Genomic DNA, 15,718 nt, shown 5'->3' on the forward strand with positions numbered 1-15,718 from the left:
GGCTTACCGTCCACAGCTTTGTCGAGCCTAACCGCCGACCAGGTTATCCGTTGGGTTCGCGTGGAATACGCTCATGCACCGTCAACAAAAGATGGTCGAAGGTGCTTTGCACCTCCCCCGACGGCGGTGGCAGCGTGGTTATTTCGCTGATCAGCTGCTGGGCCAGGGCGCGCAATTTGGTGTTGGACTCTTGCGATCGCCACCGCAGCACGCTGAAGGCTTGCTCCGCGCTGACCCGGTAAATGGCCATCAGGACACCTTTGACCTGCTCGATCACCGCGCGGGCCTCGAACAGGTCCGGCAGCGCCTCGTCCAGCGCGACCTGCCGGGTCTCGACGAAGGTGGCAGTCAAGTCGATGTAGTAACCGGCGGTTCCCACCACTGCGCCTGTCTCGTCGGCCATCCGATCGGCCACCACGATCGCGTCGTGCACATTGCCGCCCACGTCAATGAAGCGGTGGCGGCTAGAGAACGAGCTCTTGGAGTGCAGTGCCCGGTCGAGCAGGTCCTGAACGTGGTCGCGGTCTTCTGGATGTTTGTGCGACAGCAGCAGTTCCGTCGTCGGCACCACCGACCCGGGCTCATACCCGTGCATCAGGGCTACCTCGTCAGACCATTCCCAGCGCTGGCCCACAAACCAGAACCGGAAAGCACCCACGCTGACGTCATCGGCGTCGGGTTCCGCCGGCCGCCCAGGTGAGCCACCGGTATCAGTGCTCGTTGCAAGAGCTTCAAAGGCCTCGTGCACGTTAGGCATCATTCCACCGTTTACACAGCTTGCCCACCGGTTAGACGGGATGCGCAGACGTTCTGTCTTGGCGCCCGCTATTGCCCACTCCGCGCATCGTCGCAGGGCTGCACACCGCTTCCACGGCGCGCATCGTCGCAGGGCTGCACACCGCCGCCCGGCTGCGCTAGCGTGGACCACACGACAACGCGGGAGCGCACGCCCAGTGCGCTGAGAGGACGGCTCGGGGCCGTCGACCGTATGAACCTGACCGGGTAATGCCGACGTAGGGAGATGACAAAATGACTGATGTAGTAACTGTCGAGCCGTCCGTGACCACCGGCCCCATCGCGGGCAGCAGCAAGGCTTATCACGACCTGGACGCGGTGCCGGGAGCCAAAGTGCCGTTTCGGCGGGTGAATCTGTCGAACGGACAGCACTTCGACCTGTATGACACCTCCGGCCCCTACACCGACCCCGACGCAGTGATCGACGTGACGGCCGGGCTGCCGCCACGCCAGGGCGTGGTGCGGGACCGCGGCACCCAGCTGCAGCGGGCCCGCGCCGGTGAGATCACCGCCGAGATGGCGTTCATCGCCGCCCGCGAAGACATGCCCGCCGAACTGGTTCGTGACGAGGTTGCCCGCGGCCGTGCGGTGATCCCGGCCAACCACAACCATCCCGAGAGCGAGCCGATGATCATCGGCAAGGCATTCGCGGTCAAGGTCAACGCCAACATCGGCAACTCTGCGGTGACGTCGTCGATCGCCGAGGAGGTCGACAAGATGGTGTGGGCCACCCGCTGGGGGGCCGACACCATCATGGATTTGTCCACCGGCAAGGACATTCATGCCACCCGCGAGTGGATTCTGCGCAACTCGCCGGTGCCGGTCGGCACGGTGCCGATTTACCAGGCGCTGGAGAAGGTCAAGGGCGATCCGACCGAGTTGACCTGGGAGATCTACCGGGACACCGTGATCGAACAGTGCGAGCAGGGTGTGGACTACATGACCGTGCACGCCGGGGTGCTGCTGCGCTATGTGCCGCTGACCGCCAAGCGGGTCACCGGCATCGTGTCCCGCGGCGGGTCGATCATGGCGGCGTGGTGCCTGGCGCATCATCGGGAATCGTTCCTGTACACCAACTTCGACGAGCTCTGCGACATCTTCGCCCGCTACGACGTGACATTCTCGCTCGGCGACGGGTTGCGGCCGGGATCGATCGCCGACGCCAACGACGCCGCGCAGTTCGCTGAGTTGCGCACCCTGGGCGAGCTCACCAAGATCGCGAAAGCCCATGGCGCACAAGTGATGATCGAAGGACCGGGGCACATCCCGATGCACAAGATCGTCGAGAACGTGCGGCTGGAAGAGGAGCTATGCGAGGAGGCGCCGTTCTACACCCTGGGGCCGCTGGCTACCGACATCGCGCCGGCCTATGACCACATCACGTCGGCGATCGGCGCGGCCATCATCGCCCAAGCCGGCACCGCGATGCTGTGCTACGTGACGCCCAAGGAGCACCTGGGGCTGCCTGACCGCAAGGACGTCAAAGACGGAGTGATCGCCTACAAGATCGCCGCACATTCGGCCGATCTGGCCAAGGGCCATCCGCGCGCGCAGGAGCGCGACGACGCGCTGTCCACGGCCCGATTCGAGTTCCGCTGGAACGACCAGTTCGCGTTGTCACTGGACCCCGACACCGCGCGGGAATTCCACGACGAGACGCTGCCGGCCGAACCGGCCAAGACCGCACACTTCTGCTCGATGTGTGGCCCGAAGTTCTGCTCGATGCGCATCACTCAGGATGTCCGCGACTACGCCGCGCAGCACGGGCTCGACAGCGAGGAAGCCATCGAGGCGGCTATGGCGGAGAAATCGCGCGAGTTCGCCGAACACGGCAACCGGGTGTATCTACCGATCGCCCAGTGACCTACCTTCCGCTGGCGCCGCGCGGCACTACGCCGTTGCGGGTGCTGGCGGTCGCCGGGTCGGACTCCGGCGGCGGAGCCGGTATTCAGGCCGACGTCCGCACCTGCACCCTGCTGGGGGTGCACGCGCTGTGCGCGGTGACGGCGGTGACAGTACAGAACTCGGTGGGCGTGAAAGGGTTTCACAAGGTGCCCGGCGATGTCATCGCCGCCCAGATCGAGGTGGTCTGCCAGGATATCGGGCTGCAGGCCGCCAAAACCGGCATGCTGGCATCGACCGAGATCATCACCGCGGTCGCGCAGAGTTGGCGCCAGCATGGCGCGGGCGTGCCGCTGGTGGTCGACCCGGTCTGCGCGTCGATGCACGGTGATCCGCTGCTCGACCGCAGCGCACTGGATTTCCTTCGTACCGAACTGTTTCCGCTGGCGACATTGGTGACGCCAAATCTGCACGAGGTGCGGTTACTGGTCGACATCGAGGTCGTCGACTCGAAATCCCAGGCCGACGCGGCTCGCGCCCTGCATGCTCTGGGACCGCAGTGGGCGCTGGTGAAGGGCGGCCATCTGCGCGGGTCGGCCAGCAGCACGGATTTGTTGTTCGACGGCAACGATTTTCACGAGTTCGAGTCGCAACGGGTGGACACCACCGACGACCACGGCGCCGGCGACACTCTGGCCGCGGCGACGGCCTGTGCGCTGGCCCATGGCTACAGGGTGCCGGACGCGGTCGCGTTCGCCAAGGGCTGGGTGACCGAATGCCTACGTGCCGCCTATCCGCTCGGGCACGGCCACGGCCCGGTGTCCCCACTGTTCAGGTTGTTATGAGTCTCGAGACCATTGCGGGCATCGCCCACGACCCGCAGGGCACCCCATCCGGAGTGGTCGTGTTGACGCACGGCGCTGGTGGCAGCAGGGAATCCGCACTGCTGCAAAAACTTTGCGACGAGTGGGCCCGCCGTGGCTGGCTTGCGGTTCGTTACAACCTGCCGTACCGGCGGCGACGACCCAAGGGCCCGCCGTCAGGGTCGGCGGCCACCGATCGCGCCGGCATCGTTGAGGCGATCGCCGTGTGCCGCGCCCTTGCCGACGGCCCGCTGATCGCCGGCGGTCATTCCTACGGCGGTCGGCAGACGTCTATGGTGGTGGCCGAAAATGCCCAGCCGGTGGACCTGCTGACGCTGTTCTCCTACCCGGTACATCCGCCCGGTAAGCCCGAGCGCGCCCGCACCGAGCACCTGCCGGACATCGCGGTGCCGACGGTGTTCACCCACGGCTCGTCGGACCCGTTCGGCACCCTCGACGAGGTGCGCGCCGCCGCCGCGTTGATTCCCGCACCGACCGAGATCGTCGAGATCACCGGCGCGCGCCACGACCTGGGCTCGAAGACCCTCGACGTGCCCGGGTTGGCGGTGGACGCCGCGCTCCGTGCGCTTGGTGGCAGCTAAGCCTCCACCAGGCTCGATATCATCGAGACAGCATCCACCAACTACAAACTTACTCTGAAGTAAGGTACGGTCTTTTCATGAGTTCGGAGCATTTCGACGTTGTCATCGTCGGGGCCGGTTTCGGCGGCATCGGCGCCGCGATCCAGCTCAAGCGTCTCGGGTACGGCAACATCACCATCCTCGACCGCGAGGCCGACTTGGGCGGAACCTGGCACGTCAACCGCTATCCAGGTCTGGCCGTCGACATCCCGTCGACCACCTATTCCTACTGGTTCGAGCCCAACCCGTACTGGTCACGGCTTTTCGCCACCGGTACGGAGCTCAAGCAGTATGCCGATCACGTCGCCGACAAGTACGACGTGCGCCGCTACATGCGGCTCAACACGACGGTGGAAAGCGCCCGCTGGGACGAGGACGCGCAGCAGTGGCGGGTCGCGCTGGCCGGCGGCGACACGCTGACCACCCGCTTCCTGATCACCGCCACCGGCTTCCTGTCCCAACCGCACACACCGGACATCCCGGGCATCACCAGCTTCAACGGCAAGGTCGTGCACACCACCGCGTGGGACCACAGCTACAACTTCGCGGACCGCCGGGTCGGCTTGATCGGCACCGGGGCCACCGCGATCCAGCTCATCCCCGAATTGGCGAAGACCGTCGCTGACTTGACGGTCTACCAGCGCACCGCGATTTGGGTGGCGCCCAAGCTGGACTTCCGGATCGCCCCGGGTGTGCAACGGCTGTTCGCCCGCATCCCGCTCACCCAACGGGCGGTGCGTTGGGTGACCGACACCCTCCTCGAGTTCATGACCTTCACCGGCGTGCTGAATTACCGATACTTCCGGCGGCTGTCGATCGCGGCGATGGACCTGTGCAAAATTCACCGGTTCGTCCAGGTCCGGGATAAAGAGGTGCGGCGCAAGCTGACACCCGACTACGACATCGGCTGCAAACGCCCGAGCTGGTCCAACGACTACTACCGCAGCTTCACCAAGCCCCATGTGCACCTGGAGACCAGCGGCATCGAGCGGATCGAGCCGGACGGCATCGTCACCAACGACGGGCACAAAGCCGTCATCGACACCCTGGTGCTGGCCACCGGATTCGACCTTTGGGACGCCAACTTCCCGGCCATCGAGGTCGTCGGCCGTGAAGGCAGAAACCTGGGAAAGTGGTGGCGGGAGAACAGGTTCCAGGCCTACCAAGGGGTGTCGATTCCGTACTTCCCCAACTACCTGAGCCTGGCCAGCCCGTACGCATTCTCTGGATTGTCCTTCTTCAACACCATGGAATACCAGATGCGGCACATGGACCGGTTGCTGGGTGAGGTCAAGCGCAGGGACGCAACGACATTCGAGGTCACCGAAGCGGCCAATACGCGTTTCCTGGACCGGATGACCAAACATCTGGATAGCTCGGTGTTTTACGCCGGCGACTGCGCCACGTCGCGGTCCTACTACTTCAACCACAGCGGCGAGGCGACCCTGCTACGGCCCACATCGGTGCGCAGCGCAGTTCGGGACGGCTCCCGATTCCCGTTGAGCGACTACGCAATCAGCTAGGGAGGACTCGGAAAAGCTATGTCTCGCAGAAGCAACCGTTTCGCCCGCTTCTCGGGTCTGGCACTGGCCGGCGCCGGCTTGGCCCACTTCACCAGTCCACGGATGTGGGAGCCGATCACCAAGGCCGCGTTCCCACGGAATACCCGTCAGCACGTCTACACCAACGGCGGTATCGAAACGGCGTTGGGACTGAGTTTCAGCAGCCGGCAGACCCGCAGCTTAGCCATTGTCGGGCTGATCGGATACCTCGCCTATCTGGGCGGGAACGCTATTCGCCACGCCCAAACACCGTAACCTCCATCAGTTTCCGCACGCAGGCTTGCGGGTAGGCGGAGTTGTCGGCCGGGTGCTCGTAATGCACCAGCCGTCCCACGTCGACCACCAGGGCCATTGCCGCGTGCACCAAAATGCGCGCCTGCGTCGGCGTGAGCGTCGGGCGGGCCGACGTCAGCAGACGCATCCAGCCATCGATCGTCGAGCGCTGCACACTGCGCAACAACTCCTGGTCCACCCGCGTCAGGTTGACCCGCTCCGTGTAGTAAATCGCGGCCAGTTCCGGATTAGCGAACGACGTTGCCACGTACGCCTCGATCAATAGGGTGAGCATCTGACGCGCTTCGGCAAGACCGGTCAGGATCGCCGAGAAACGGCCGGAAATCCGGTCGGCCGCGCGCCGCAATCCCGTCGAGAGGATGTCGCTCTTGCCGGGGAAATACCGGTAGATCCCGGACACCGGGATACCGACCGCCGAAGCGATCTCTGCCATGCTGGTCTCGCTGTAGCCCTTGGCGTTGAACAACACCATTGACGCCTGCAACAGGGCTTCGTAGACACCGGTATCCGATTCGAAGATCCGCCAGGAGGTAGGTCGGCCCAGCGCATCCTCGGGCTTCGGGAGCTCGGTGGCGAGCAGCGCCGAGGCAGCTGCGGCCAGCAGCGCGCGCATCTCGTCGGCTGGCAGCGCAACCCGGTGGTCGACGACGCTGCCGATCACACTGAGCAGCCCCGACGACAGCATCCAGCGATGTGACGAGATCAATGTGGGCCGAATCGCCATGAGCGGTTGTTGGATTCGACGATTGACCACCCGTAATTGGTCCATCAGAGCTGACTGGTCTTCGCCGTGCAGATATCGCGCTTGCCACCGGTACAGCCCGCCGGACTCGCGGTTCGCCAACGTCACGTCGATGAGTGCGTCGACCAGTCGGTCCAACGTCGCAGCCGGGTCGGCAGCTGACATCTCGGCCGGTTCGGCGTCGACGAAATCGGTGCAGTCCACCAGTTGCTGGCCCAGGGCCAAGACGGCGCCGCGGAACAGATCGTACTTACTGGCGTAATGCCGGTAGAGAGCCGGCGCGGAGATTCCGACCTTGGCCGCGATGGCTTCCATGCTGACCGCGTGGTAGCCCAGCGCGCTGAACGACTCGGCGGACGCCCGGGCGATCTGAGCTTTGCGGTCTTTGGGCCGTCGGCGCGCAACAGCTACCGGCTCGATGGGCGCGGTCGTCACTGCCTCACCCTAGCGTGGCGATCGGTGACTCAAAAGGCTACCGAAGAGTCAGAATCTTCATTAACATAGTACGTTGTTCGCCAGCTGTTTAAGATGACGTGCGAAATTGGGCCGAAGGGTACCTCCCATGCTGAGCAAAATTCGCCAAGTGCTTGGCTACCAGATCACCATCGCCGAGTTGATCGGCCTCGGTTTGATCGTCGGAACGCCTTATCTGCTGTTAGGGACCATCTGGTCGACGACGCACACCGCGCATTTGCAGCACATGCACGGTGCCGACCTGGTGGTGTCGTTCCTCGGCTCGATAGTGTCCTGGCCGGTGCTGCTGTTTTCGGACGTTTGCATGACATGAGCGCTGAAGCCGCCAGCGCACCGCTGACCACTGCCGATACCCGGATTCACATAACCCACCGCACAGCACGCTGGGACGAGCACCGGGCCACCGTCGCCGACGCCCTCGACTTCTGGTCGTTCGCCGCCGGCGCGGCCAACGTGGTCATGCAGCTGGCCTGGCCCGGGGTGGGCCACGGGGTAGTCGAGAGCAAGGTGGATTCCGGAAACCTGACTAAGCACCCGTGGAAGCGGGCGCGCACCACGTTCAGTTACCTGGCGGTCGCTATTCTCGGCGATCCGGGCGATCGTGCGGCCTACCGCGATGCGGTCGACTCCGTGCATCGTCGCGTCAGATCCGAACTCGGCAGCCCGATCCCCTACAGCGCCTTCGACCGCGACCTCCAGATGTGGGTCGCAGCATGCCTTTTCGTCGGCCTTGAGGATACCTACCAGCTGCTGCGCGGAACAATGTCCGACGAGCTCGCCGAGCATTTCTACCACTCGGCGTTCACGCTGGGCACCACGCTGCAGGTAAGCGAAGACCAATGGCCCTCGACCCGTGCAGATTTCGACCGTTACTGGAACGAAGCTTGTCAGCGGGTCGAGATTGACGACGTGGTGCGCAACTACCTCCACGACCTGCTTGACCTGAGAATGATCTCGGTGCTGCTGCGACCGATGTTCGGCCCGCTGCTGCGCTTTCTGACCGTGGGCTTTCTCGCGCCGGTGTTCCGCGACGCCCTGCGGGTCGAGTGGACGCCCGGCCAACAACGCCGGTTCGAATACCTGTTTTTGCTGGTGGCGTTCGTCAATCGGTTTCTGCCCAAGTTCGTCCGTCAGGGCGGCAGCCAGCTGCTGCTGGCCGACCTGCGCAGGCGAATACGCCGCCGCCGCAACCTGATTTGAAAGGAAGTCTGTGAGCAATCGTCAGCTATACCTCGGCATCGTGGGCGCGTTATTAGTCGTGGTCGGGCTGCTGGCACTCTGGTTTCCGGTTTATTTGGACCAGTACGACCAATACGGGATGCAGATCGCCTGCGGCAGGGGTTTCAGCGCGAACCTGTCGCAGGCCGCCGAAGCCAATGGACACGGCCTCGTCGCGCAATGCGGTACGGCGTTGCTGCTACGGCGCATCTGGGCGATCCCGGCTGCCGTCCTGGGGTGGTCGATACTCACCGGCCTGATCGCAATCTGGGTCCGCACCAAACCTCCTGCGGAGGAAAGCTCGCGCTTCTGGGAATTGAGTGGGGACAGCACATAGCAGGGTCGAAATCCGCTCGCATCTGCGGCGGCCCGAGATCTTCGGGTGGTGTTCAGCCGGCTGCGGCGCCAGCTGAGAGAAGTCTCTACCGGTGGCGATCTGACGCCGTCGCAGACAGCGGTGCTCACTCGGCTATGGAAAGGGGGAGCTTCGTCGGCCAGCGCGCTGGCTGCCGCCGAGCGGGTGCGGCCGCAGTCGATGGCGACCATACTGGCCGGGCTCGCCGGCCAGGGCATGATCAGGCGCGCGCCCGACCCCGATGATGGTCGGCGCAAAATGATCTCAATTACCGCCGCGGGCCGACGCCGCGCGGAGAGCGACCGGCAGGTCCGCGAGGAATGGCTGGCCCGTGCCATACAGGAGCGCTACTCCGAGCGAGAACGGCGCGTCATCCTCGACGCATTGTCCTTGCTCCAGCGCTTGACCGATTAGCGAAAGGGGTTACCAATGCAATTGGGAATACACTTCATCGACTTTCTGCCGGGCGATCCGTCGAATTTGGCACCGACGCTGGTAGCGACCGCCAAGACCGCCGTGGACATCGGCGCGACGGTTTTCACCCTGGCCGAGACCGCCGTGGACATCGGCGCGACGGTTTTCACCCTGGCCGATCATTTCTTCCAGATGGAAGGTGTTGGGCGCGCGCAAGATCCATTCCTGGAGGGCATGAGCTTATTCCACGCGCCCGATGGTGTTGTGCCACTGGTCTTCAGCGGTGGAAAGTGGACCCGCGACGACGAGGGCACCGTGCCGTGCAATCTCGGTGGCACGGTGCACATCAAACTCACCGCGGAATACCCGCTCCCTGATCCACTGCAGGAACCGATTCCGGTGCTCACCGGGAACGGACAGAATGTATCGACCGGAAGCGCTTGCACCGGCGGTGATTTCGAAGACAAGTTCGAGCGCACAGGCGACTGACCAGAAGCATCGCTGGTCGCCGTCAGCGACGTTAAGAATCCATTCTGGTCCCCGGCGTACCGTGGTGTCGGTGAATATCAGCCACACCCCGAAGCGGTTTATTGTCGCAGCATTGTCGTCGGGCGGCGTCGCGCTGGCCGGCATCGGACTGGCCGCAGGTACCGCCCAGGCACAGCCCGGAGACAATTTCTCAGTACCCCACCAATGGTGTCCAGGACAACCCTTGCCGGCGACCGATGTCCATTGGGACACGAATATCTGCCACACCTGGTACTGGGTCCCCGTCGGCGGGATGGGTAATGCCGGCCAGTTTGTCTGGGATGGAGCTAATCCACCGCCTCATGGCCCGCCCCCGTGCTACGGAGCCCCCATCTGCTTGCCCGGCCTGTAGCTCGCCCGCGGGCTGCCGATTACTTCTCCAGTTCGTGCCGGGTACGGTCTTCGCGGATCGGAACACCGTTGCGGCCGGTGAGATCCTGGGCGTACAGACCGGTCACATAGGCGACGCCGCCACCGTTGATGCCAAGCTCGGCGCGGTCGATGTGGTCCAGGGTGTCGGTGCTCTTGTGGTAGTTCGGGTCGAACGGTTGGTCCGCGGCCCCGCCCCACAGCTTGGCCTCCTCCGGGGACTTCTTGTTCTCGGCGCCGGAGAACAGCCCGCCCGACGGAATCCCGGCCAAGGTGAAACCGTCGTAGTCGGACCGGCCGTCGAAAGACGTGTCATGTGGGGTCTTGCCGGCCGAGTTCAGGTAGGCGGCCAGCGAACGCTCGATCCCGGCCGAGCCTTCGGGCACCACCGGATTACCCCGCCTGTCGAGCGGCAACGACTGGTCCCCGTCGTAGGTGAAGTAGCCAGGATTCGGGGACGCGAGCATGTCGAAGTTCAAATACAGCGCAATGTCCTTGAGCGCGTTGACATCCAATGACTGAACGTACTTCCGCGACCCGATCAGCCCGAGTTCCTCGGCACCCCAGAAGCCGAATCGCACCGCGTTGCGGATCTCCGGTGAGCTGCCCAGCTGCAGCGCGGTCTCCAGAACCGCCGCCACCCCGGACCCGTTGTCGTTGATGCCCGGCCCTTCAGGAACGCTGTCGAGGTGCGCGCCGACCATCACGACGTCGCTGGTCAAGCCCGTCTTGGTCTGCGCGATGACGTTGCGGGCTTGAATAGTCTTGGTGTCCGCCGAGAGCTTTACCGTCGCGGGCCCCGAGGTGAGGCGCAGCGCCGCGCCGTCGGGCTTGGTCACGCTGACCACCGGAATCTTGACGTCGGTGTTCTCGCCCAGAGTGCCGCCCATCTGTTCCTCGACGACGTTGTCCGCGACGATCATTGCCACGGCGCCGCGCTGCACCGCGGCCGCCTCCTTCTGGGCGAACGGGCAGGTGCCGCGGTCCACCAGCACGACCGCGCCGTTGACCGGCAGGCTGCCGTAGTCGGAGGCACTGCAGGCCGGGCTGTCCTTCGGGGCAGTCACCAGCGGACCGGTCACCCCGACGGTCGGGGTGGCGAGGCTGAATTCCAAAGCCTTCGCTTCGACCGTCCGGTCGCCGATGGTCACCGACCCGGTTTCGGAGTGGAAGACACGCGCTTCGAACTGCACGGTTTGCACGTCAAAACCCTTGTCCCGCAGCTTGCCCACCACGTAGTCGACGCTGGCGTCGTAGCCGGGCGTGCCGACCGCGCGGGTGTGACCGTTGGCGTTGGCGATATCCTGCAGCTTCGACAGGTGCGCCATCATCGCGTCGGTGCTGACCCGGTCGCGCAGGGCGGCGGCGAAATCGGCAGCCGAGATCCGCTTCAGCGGCTGGACCGTGTCGGACGATGCGCACCCGCCGGCCGCCAACGCAATGGCCGCAAGCGCGGTGAGGAATCGTCGTGATCTATTAACCATCGCGCTCAGGTTAGACGGCCTAGTCGTCGTCCGAGTGGTCGATCCGCAGGTACGCATGAATAGTGGTGCCGTCCGGTGTCGTATGGGCGCACAACAAATCCGCGCTCGCCAGATTTGCGGAAGCATGAGGCGGACGTCGGCAGCCCGCGCAATGTTGGCCAGTGCTTCATGCTGCATGCACGCGGAATCCTCGAGCGACAGAAAACTAATCGTTTCCTGCTGTCGGTTCGACGATCAGGTCAGCCACGGCGCGCATGCCTGCGGCATTGGGGTGGAACGGCGCCGGGCGCCATGGCAGCGGCCAGCCCGCACCCACCGCCCACGGGTCTGCCGACCAGCCGTGGTGCTGCCTGCTGGCGTGTCCGGCGCGCACGAGCTCGCAGCCAGTGGCCTGCGCGGCTGCTGCGGTGGCTTCTTCCAGGCGCGCACTGACGTGGCGGCCGAGGTCGGCGTCCGTGGCCGACAACGGCGGGGCCGGCACTCCATCCGGCGGCAGCAGGGTGAGGTAGTCGACAAACACCACCCTGGCCTGCGGCGCGCCTTGGCGCACCGCTGTGCCGACCGCGCGCAAGGAGTCGCCGACGCGGTCAAGCGCCTGCTCGCGCGCGCCGCGGTCGAACAACGCACCGATCGCGGGCAATAGCCGGGCCGGACGAGGCAACGTTGCGGCCATCAGCAGCGGCACGTATCCGACGTCGTTGCCGCCGATCGTGATGGTGACCAGCTCTTCGGAGCCGTCTAGTGCCTCGATTTGCGGCCGCGCTCCGCGCTGACGTTCGGCCAGCACATGGGCGGTGGTAGCCCCGGAGAAGGTGACGTCGGCCAGGTCGAGGTTCAGTAGTTCGGCGACCAGGTGGGCGTAGTTGCGCGCCGAGCGGCCCGAGCCGAACGGCGCGCCCCGCGCCTGGGGCCGGATGCCGGGGCCGGCCGCCATCGAACTACCAAGCGCCACATACCGCCCGCTCATAGGTCCGGGCGCGGGCTGGACGCCTGGGCCCAGAACCGCTTCGGAATCCGCCCGGCCCGGCGGGCCAGATAACCGGCGGTGACAGCGGCGGCCATCGCCGCGGCCATCGCGGGCGGGTCGGCGGCCCGGGTCACCGCGGTCGCCAGCAGCACCGCGTCGCATCCCAACTCCATCGCCAGCGCGGCATCACTGGCGGTGCCGATGCCGGCGTCGAGGACAACCGGGACGCCGGCCTGGGCGACGATCATCTCGATATTGTGCGGATTGGCGATGCCCAGACCCGAGCCGATCGGCGAGCCCAGCGGCATCACCGCCGCGCAGCCGGTGTCCTCCAGTCGTTTGGCCAGCACCGGGTCGTCGTTGGTGTATGGCAGCACGACAAACCCGTCGTCGACCAATTGCTCTGCAGCTCTGACCAATTCGACAGCATCGGGTAGCAGTGTGCGTTCGTCGGCGATCACTTCCAACTTGACCCATTCGGTTCCCAACGCTTCGCGGGCAAGCTGCGCGGTCAGTACCGCCTCCGCGGCGCCACGGCAGCCCGCGGTGTTGGGCAGCGGCGTTATACCCAGTCGGCTCAACAGGTCGAGCATGCCCGTGCCGCCCTCGGCGTCAACTCGGCGCATCGCGACGGTGGTCAGCTCGGTGCCGGAAGCGACCAGGGCCTCCTCAAGGACTGCGAGGTTGGCCGCGCCGCCGGTGCCCATGATCAGCCGCGACGTGAAGCTGCGCCCGGCGATCGTCAATTTCGAGTCAGCCACCCTGCACCGCCGTCACCACTTCGAGTTGGGCACCGTCGGAAAGAGTTGTCGCCCAAGCAGATCGCGGTAGCACCACGTGGTCGACGGCCACCGCAACACCGCGCGCGGGATAGCCCAGCGACTGCAGCAGCGCCGCCACGGTGGTCTGGTCATCGACCTCGAGTGGCTCAGCGTTCACGCGAATGATCATCGGTGCGCTCCAACCGGAACAAGCTCGGACACAATCTGTTCGGCAGTCCAGGGCGCCAGCAGAAACCCGGACCGGCCGTGGCCGGCGGCGATCAGCGTTCGCGCATCGAGCCGGCCTACCAGCGGCAGGTTGTCCGGTGTCATCGGACGTAGGCCGGCGACGCACTCCGTTAGCTCGTACTCGCCGAGCGCCGGCATCACCGTGCACGCATCGTCGAGCAGGTCACGCACACCGGATACAGTCGGCGCGGTGTCGCGACCATGTTCGTACTGGGTGGCGCCCACCACCACACCGTCGGCGCGCGGCACCGCATACACCTGCCGCCCGTGCACACGAGCACGAATTACCCTTTCCGGCAACGGCATACACCCTTTGCGCCAGCGCAGTCGCAGCACTTCGCCCTTTACTGGCCGAATCGGCAGACCGGGCCACAACATCGGGGCGTCGATGCCGTTGGCAATCACGACCGCGTCAGCCTGCACAGAACCCAGGTCGCCAACCGGCCCATCCCATTCGACACCGAGCCGCTCGGATGCCGCCGCCAGCCCGTCGAGCAGGGCGCGGTTGTCCACCGCCAGTTCGGTGGGTGCCCGGAACCCGTGCCGAATGCCCTGTGCCAGCATCGGTTCCACGTCACGTGCGGCCGACTCCCAGATCACCGGGTGGCCCTGTGCGGACAGCCAGTCGGCGACCGTATGCAAATCGGCGACATCGGCGCGGTCGACGGCGACCGCCAACGACTCGCGCGCGGTGATCACCTGCTTTGGCAGCCCGTCGGTAAAGCCGCCCTGTTGCCACAGCCGCAGCGACTCCAGGCCCAGTTGCAATAGCCGCTCCTCGCCGGGCCAGCCTTCGCTGTGCGGCGCCAGCATTCCGGCGGCCACCCAGGACGCGCCGTGTTGGCCGGTGCGATGTACCCGCACCGACCAACCGGCCTGGGCCGCGCGCCGCGCCACCGATAGCCCGATGACGCCGCCGCCGACGACGGCCAGCGATCCCGAGTCCGGTGGCATCTTTCGCTCCCTTCGCCGGCATGATCCGGATCAGGTGTGACGGTAAGGGCAAGCTTGGTGTGCCCACTCTCAGCCCCGCACGTCGGTGATACCCCGGGACTCCCGTGTCGACCCTCTACGCTAGCCGCTAGCGTCGCGATGTGCACCAAACCTCGACTCGGCTGGCGAGTGCGCAGCTGTATCTGTGCACCGACGCGCGCCGCGAGCGTGGCGATCTGGCCGAGTTCGCCGATGCCGCCCTGGCCGGCGGAGTGGACATCATTCAGCTGCGCGACAAGGGCTCGACGGGTGAGCGCCAGCTGGGGCCCCTGGAGGCGCGTGCCGAGCTGGCGGCGCTGGAGATCCTCGCCGACGCCGCACACCGACATGGCGCCCTGGTCGCCGTGAACGACCGCGCCGACATCGCCCGCGCCGGCGGCGCCGACGTGCTGCACCTGGGCCAGGATGACCTGCCGCTGGCGGTGGCGCGCGACATCGTCGCACCGGAGACGCTGATCGGCCGGTCCGCGCACGACCACGGCCAGGTGGCCGCGGCGATCGCCGAGGACGTCGACTACTTTTGCGTCGGGCCCTGCTGGCCGACCCCGACCAAACCGGGGCGCCCGGCGCCGGGCCTGCAACTGGTGCGTATGGCCGCCGATCTGGCACCCGACAAACCGTGGTTCGCCATCGGCGGTATCGACGCCGGTCGGCTGTCGGAGGTGCTGGAGGCCGGCGCCCGCCGCATCGTCGTGGTCCGGGCGATCACAGCGGCGGAGGACCCGCGGGCTGCGGCGCAGCGGCTCAGTTCGGCGCTTGCAGCAGCGAGCTGATCCGGGAACTCAGCAGGGAGGGCGCATGGTCGGGTTTGCCCGCAGTGCACCAGACGAAGACGCCCGCCTCGATCTCGACGGTGCGTGGCAGGTGACGCCGCCGCTCGTCACCGTGGCTCAATGGCACGACCGCCGGTGCGGTGCGCAGCCGTTGCCAGCTGGCGGCGAAACCGGGGTGCAGCGGCAGATCGGCCACCTCGTCCTCGCTGACCCAGCGCAGTTCGGCGCTTTCCCGGTTGGGCATGGTGTGCAGCAGTTCGCCTGCGTCAGCAACAACGGTGGTGTATGTCCAGTGGGTGCCGCTGGCGGTGGCGGTTATCACGGTGGCCCGCACCGAAAGCTGCTCGCTGGGCAGCCCCGCCTCCTCATGCGCCTCACGGACGGCGGCCTGCTC

18 protein-coding genes, 1 pseudogene and 1 riboswitch are annotated in these 15,718 nt (G+C 65.9%); of the genes and pseudogenes, 11 read left to right on the forward strand and 8 right to left on the reverse strand.

Annotated features, from left to right (window positions below):
• Positions 1-43: 43 nt before the first annotated feature.
• The gene (locus VEI45_RS03095; RefSeq protein WP_324850017.1) at positions 44-757 is read right to left on the reverse strand and encodes a PAS and ANTAR domain-containing protein; all 714 of its coding nucleotides are present in this window, start codon (positions 755-757) and stop codon (positions 44-46) included.
• Positions 758-926: 169 nt separating this feature from the next.
• Positions 927-1,037, forward strand: a riboswitch (TPP riboswitch).
• On the opposite strand from VEI45_RS03095, the gene thiC reads away from it, so the two are divergent.
• From thiC to VEI45_RS03120, 5 genes are all read left to right on the forward strand, one after another.
• Positions 1,030-2,658: a phosphomethylpyrimidine synthase ThiC gene (thiC, locus tag VEI45_RS03100; RefSeq protein WP_324850018.1), complete on the forward strand. Its 1,629-nt coding sequence runs from the start codon at positions 1,030-1,032 to the stop codon at positions 2,656-2,658. (Overlaps the previous riboswitch by 8 nt.)
• Positions 2,655-3,482 (forward strand): bifunctional hydroxymethylpyrimidine kinase/phosphomethylpyrimidine kinase, encoded by an 828-nt coding sequence (gene thiD / locus VEI45_RS03105; protein WP_324850020.1) that lies wholly within the window; start codon positions 2,655-2,657, stop codon positions 3,480-3,482. Before thiC ends, thiD begins: the two co-directional genes overlap by 4 nt.
• Positions 3,479-4,102 carry an alpha/beta family hydrolase gene (locus VEI45_RS03110; protein ID WP_324850022.1) on the forward strand — a complete coding sequence of 208 codons (624 nt, stop codon included), beginning with the start codon at positions 3,479-3,481 and terminating at the stop codon, positions 4,100-4,102. Before thiD ends, VEI45_RS03110 begins: the two co-directional genes overlap by 4 nt.
• Positions 4,103-4,179: 77 nt before the next feature.
• Positions 4,180-5,664: an NAD(P)/FAD-dependent oxidoreductase gene (locus VEI45_RS03115; RefSeq protein WP_324850024.1), complete on the forward strand. Its 1,485-nt coding sequence runs from the start codon at positions 4,180-4,182 to the stop codon at positions 5,662-5,664.
• A gap of 18 nt (positions 5,665-5,682) precedes the next feature.
• Entirely contained in the window at positions 5,683-5,958 is a 276-nt protein-coding gene (locus VEI45_RS03120; protein WP_324850026.1) for a hypothetical protein, read from the forward strand.
• On the opposite strand, the gene VEI45_RS03125 is transcribed toward VEI45_RS03120, so the two are convergent.
• Positions 5,933-7,174 carry a helix-turn-helix domain-containing protein gene (locus VEI45_RS03125; protein WP_324850028.1) on the reverse strand — a complete coding sequence of 414 codons (1,242 nt, stop codon included), beginning with the start codon at positions 7,172-7,174 and terminating at the stop codon, positions 5,933-5,935. The genes VEI45_RS03120 and VEI45_RS03125 overlap by 26 nt on opposite strands.
• A 127-nt stretch (positions 7,175-7,301) precedes the next feature.
• Between VEI45_RS03125 and VEI45_RS03130 the strand changes: the two genes are divergently transcribed.
• The 5 genes and pseudogenes from VEI45_RS03130 to VEI45_RS03150 form a co-directional block, all read left to right on the forward strand.
• Positions 7,302-7,526, forward strand: coding sequence for a hypothetical protein (locus VEI45_RS03130; protein WP_324850030.1), 225 nt, complete (start codon positions 7,302-7,304; stop codon positions 7,524-7,526).
• The gene (locus tag VEI45_RS03135) at positions 7,523-8,413 is read left to right on the forward strand and encodes an oxygenase MpaB family protein (protein ID WP_324850032.1); all 891 of its coding nucleotides are present in this window, start codon (positions 7,523-7,525) and stop codon (positions 8,411-8,413) included. Before VEI45_RS03130 ends, VEI45_RS03135 begins: the two co-directional genes overlap by 4 nt.
• A 10-nt stretch (positions 8,414-8,423) precedes the next feature.
• Positions 8,424-8,768: a hypothetical protein gene (locus VEI45_RS03140; protein WP_324850034.1), complete on the forward strand. Its 345-nt coding sequence runs from the start codon at positions 8,424-8,426 to the stop codon at positions 8,766-8,768.
• Between the two features lie 45 nt (positions 8,769-8,813).
• Positions 8,814-9,200, forward strand: coding sequence for a MarR family winged helix-turn-helix transcriptional regulator (locus VEI45_RS03145; protein ID WP_324850036.1), 387 nt, complete (start codon positions 8,814-8,816; stop codon positions 9,198-9,200).
• Between the two features lie 15 nt (positions 9,201-9,215).
• Positions 9,216-9,434, forward strand: a pseudogene (locus VEI45_RS03150) (hypothetical protein); the annotation flags it as partial.
• 665 nt (positions 9,435-10,099) lie between these two features.
• Here the strand turns inward: VEI45_RS03150 and VEI45_RS03160 are convergent.
• The 5 genes from VEI45_RS03160 to thiO all read right to left on the reverse strand — a co-directional run bounded on the left by VEI45_RS03160 (position 10,100) and on the right by thiO (position 14,512).
• Positions 10,100-11,581 carry a M28 family metallopeptidase gene (locus VEI45_RS03160; protein WP_324850039.1) on the reverse strand — a complete coding sequence of 494 codons (1,482 nt, stop codon included), beginning with the start codon at positions 11,579-11,581 and terminating at the stop codon, positions 10,100-10,102.
• A gap of 205 nt (positions 11,582-11,786) precedes the next feature.
• A complete protein-coding gene (locus VEI45_RS03165; RefSeq protein WP_324850041.1) occupies positions 11,787-12,548 on the reverse strand; it encodes an SGNH/GDSL hydrolase family protein in 762 nt (253 codons plus the stop codon).
• Positions 12,545-13,309, reverse strand: a complete 765-nt coding sequence (locus VEI45_RS03170; RefSeq protein WP_324850043.1) for a thiazole synthase — start codon at positions 13,307-13,309, stop codon at positions 12,545-12,547. The genes VEI45_RS03165 and VEI45_RS03170 overlap by 4 nt, the downstream gene beginning before the upstream one ends.
• Entirely contained in the window at positions 13,302-13,499 is a 198-nt protein-coding gene (gene thiS, locus VEI45_RS03175) for a sulfur carrier protein ThiS (RefSeq protein WP_324850045.1), read from the reverse strand. The genes VEI45_RS03170 and thiS overlap by 8 nt, the downstream gene beginning before the upstream one ends.
• Positions 13,496-14,512: a glycine oxidase ThiO gene (gene thiO, locus VEI45_RS03180; protein ID WP_324850047.1), complete on the reverse strand. Its 1,017-nt coding sequence runs from the start codon at positions 14,510-14,512 to the stop codon at positions 13,496-13,498. Before thiO ends, thiS begins: the two co-directional genes overlap by 4 nt.
• A 140-nt stretch (positions 14,513-14,652) precedes the next feature.
• On the opposite strand from thiO, the gene thiE reads away from it, so the two are divergent.
• Positions 14,653-15,324, forward strand: coding sequence for a thiamine phosphate synthase (thiE, locus tag VEI45_RS03185; protein WP_324850049.1), 672 nt, complete (start codon positions 14,653-14,655; stop codon positions 15,322-15,324).
• Here thiE and VEI45_RS03190 read toward each other — a convergent pair.
• The coding region (locus VEI45_RS03190) for an NUDIX hydrolase (RefSeq protein WP_324850051.1) at positions 15,296-15,718 on the reverse strand (423 nt) is incomplete at its 5' end. The genes thiE and VEI45_RS03190 overlap by 29 nt on opposite strands.

Origin of the sequence: Mycobacterium sp. (assembly GCF_035623875.1) — a bacterium.
GTDB lineage: Bacteria > Actinomycetota > Actinomycetes > Mycobacteriales > Mycobacteriaceae > Mycobacterium.

Coding starts and splice junctions, on each gene's coding strand:
- VEI45_RS03095 (WP_324850017.1), bottom strand. CDS start 757: ATGCCTAACGTGCACGAGGCCTTTGAAGCTCTTGCAACGAGCACTGAT.
- thiC (WP_324850018.1), top strand. CDS start 1,030: ATGACTGATGTAGTAACTGTCGAGCCGTCCGTGACCACCGGCCCCATC.
- VEI45_RS03110 (WP_324850022.1), top strand. CDS start 3,479: ATGAGTCTCGAGACCATTGCGGGCATCGCCCACGACCCGCAGGGCACC.
- VEI45_RS03115 (WP_324850024.1), top strand. CDS start 4,180: ATGAGTTCGGAGCATTTCGACGTTGTCATCGTCGGGGCCGGTTTCGGC.
- VEI45_RS03120 (WP_324850026.1), top strand. CDS start 5,683: ATGTCTCGCAGAAGCAACCGTTTCGCCCGCTTCTCGGGTCTGGCACTG.
- VEI45_RS03130 (WP_324850030.1), top strand. CDS start 7,302: ATGCTGAGCAAAATTCGCCAAGTGCTTGGCTACCAGATCACCATCGCC.
- VEI45_RS03135 (WP_324850032.1), top strand. CDS start 7,523: ATGAGCGCTGAAGCCGCCAGCGCACCGCTGACCACTGCCGATACCCGG.
- VEI45_RS03160 (WP_324850039.1), bottom strand. CDS start 11,581: ATGGTTAATAGATCACGACGATTCCTCACCGCGCTTGCGGCCATTGCG.
- VEI45_RS03165 (WP_324850041.1), bottom strand. CDS start 12,548: ATGAGCGGGCGGTATGTGGCGCTTGGTAGTTCGATGGCGGCCGGCCCC.
- thiS (WP_324850045.1), bottom strand. CDS start 13,499: ATGATCATTCGCGTGAACGCTGAGCCACTCGAGGTCGATGACCAGACC.
- thiO (WP_324850047.1), bottom strand. CDS start 14,512: ATGCCACCGGACTCGGGATCGCTGGCCGTCGTCGGCGGCGGCGTCATC.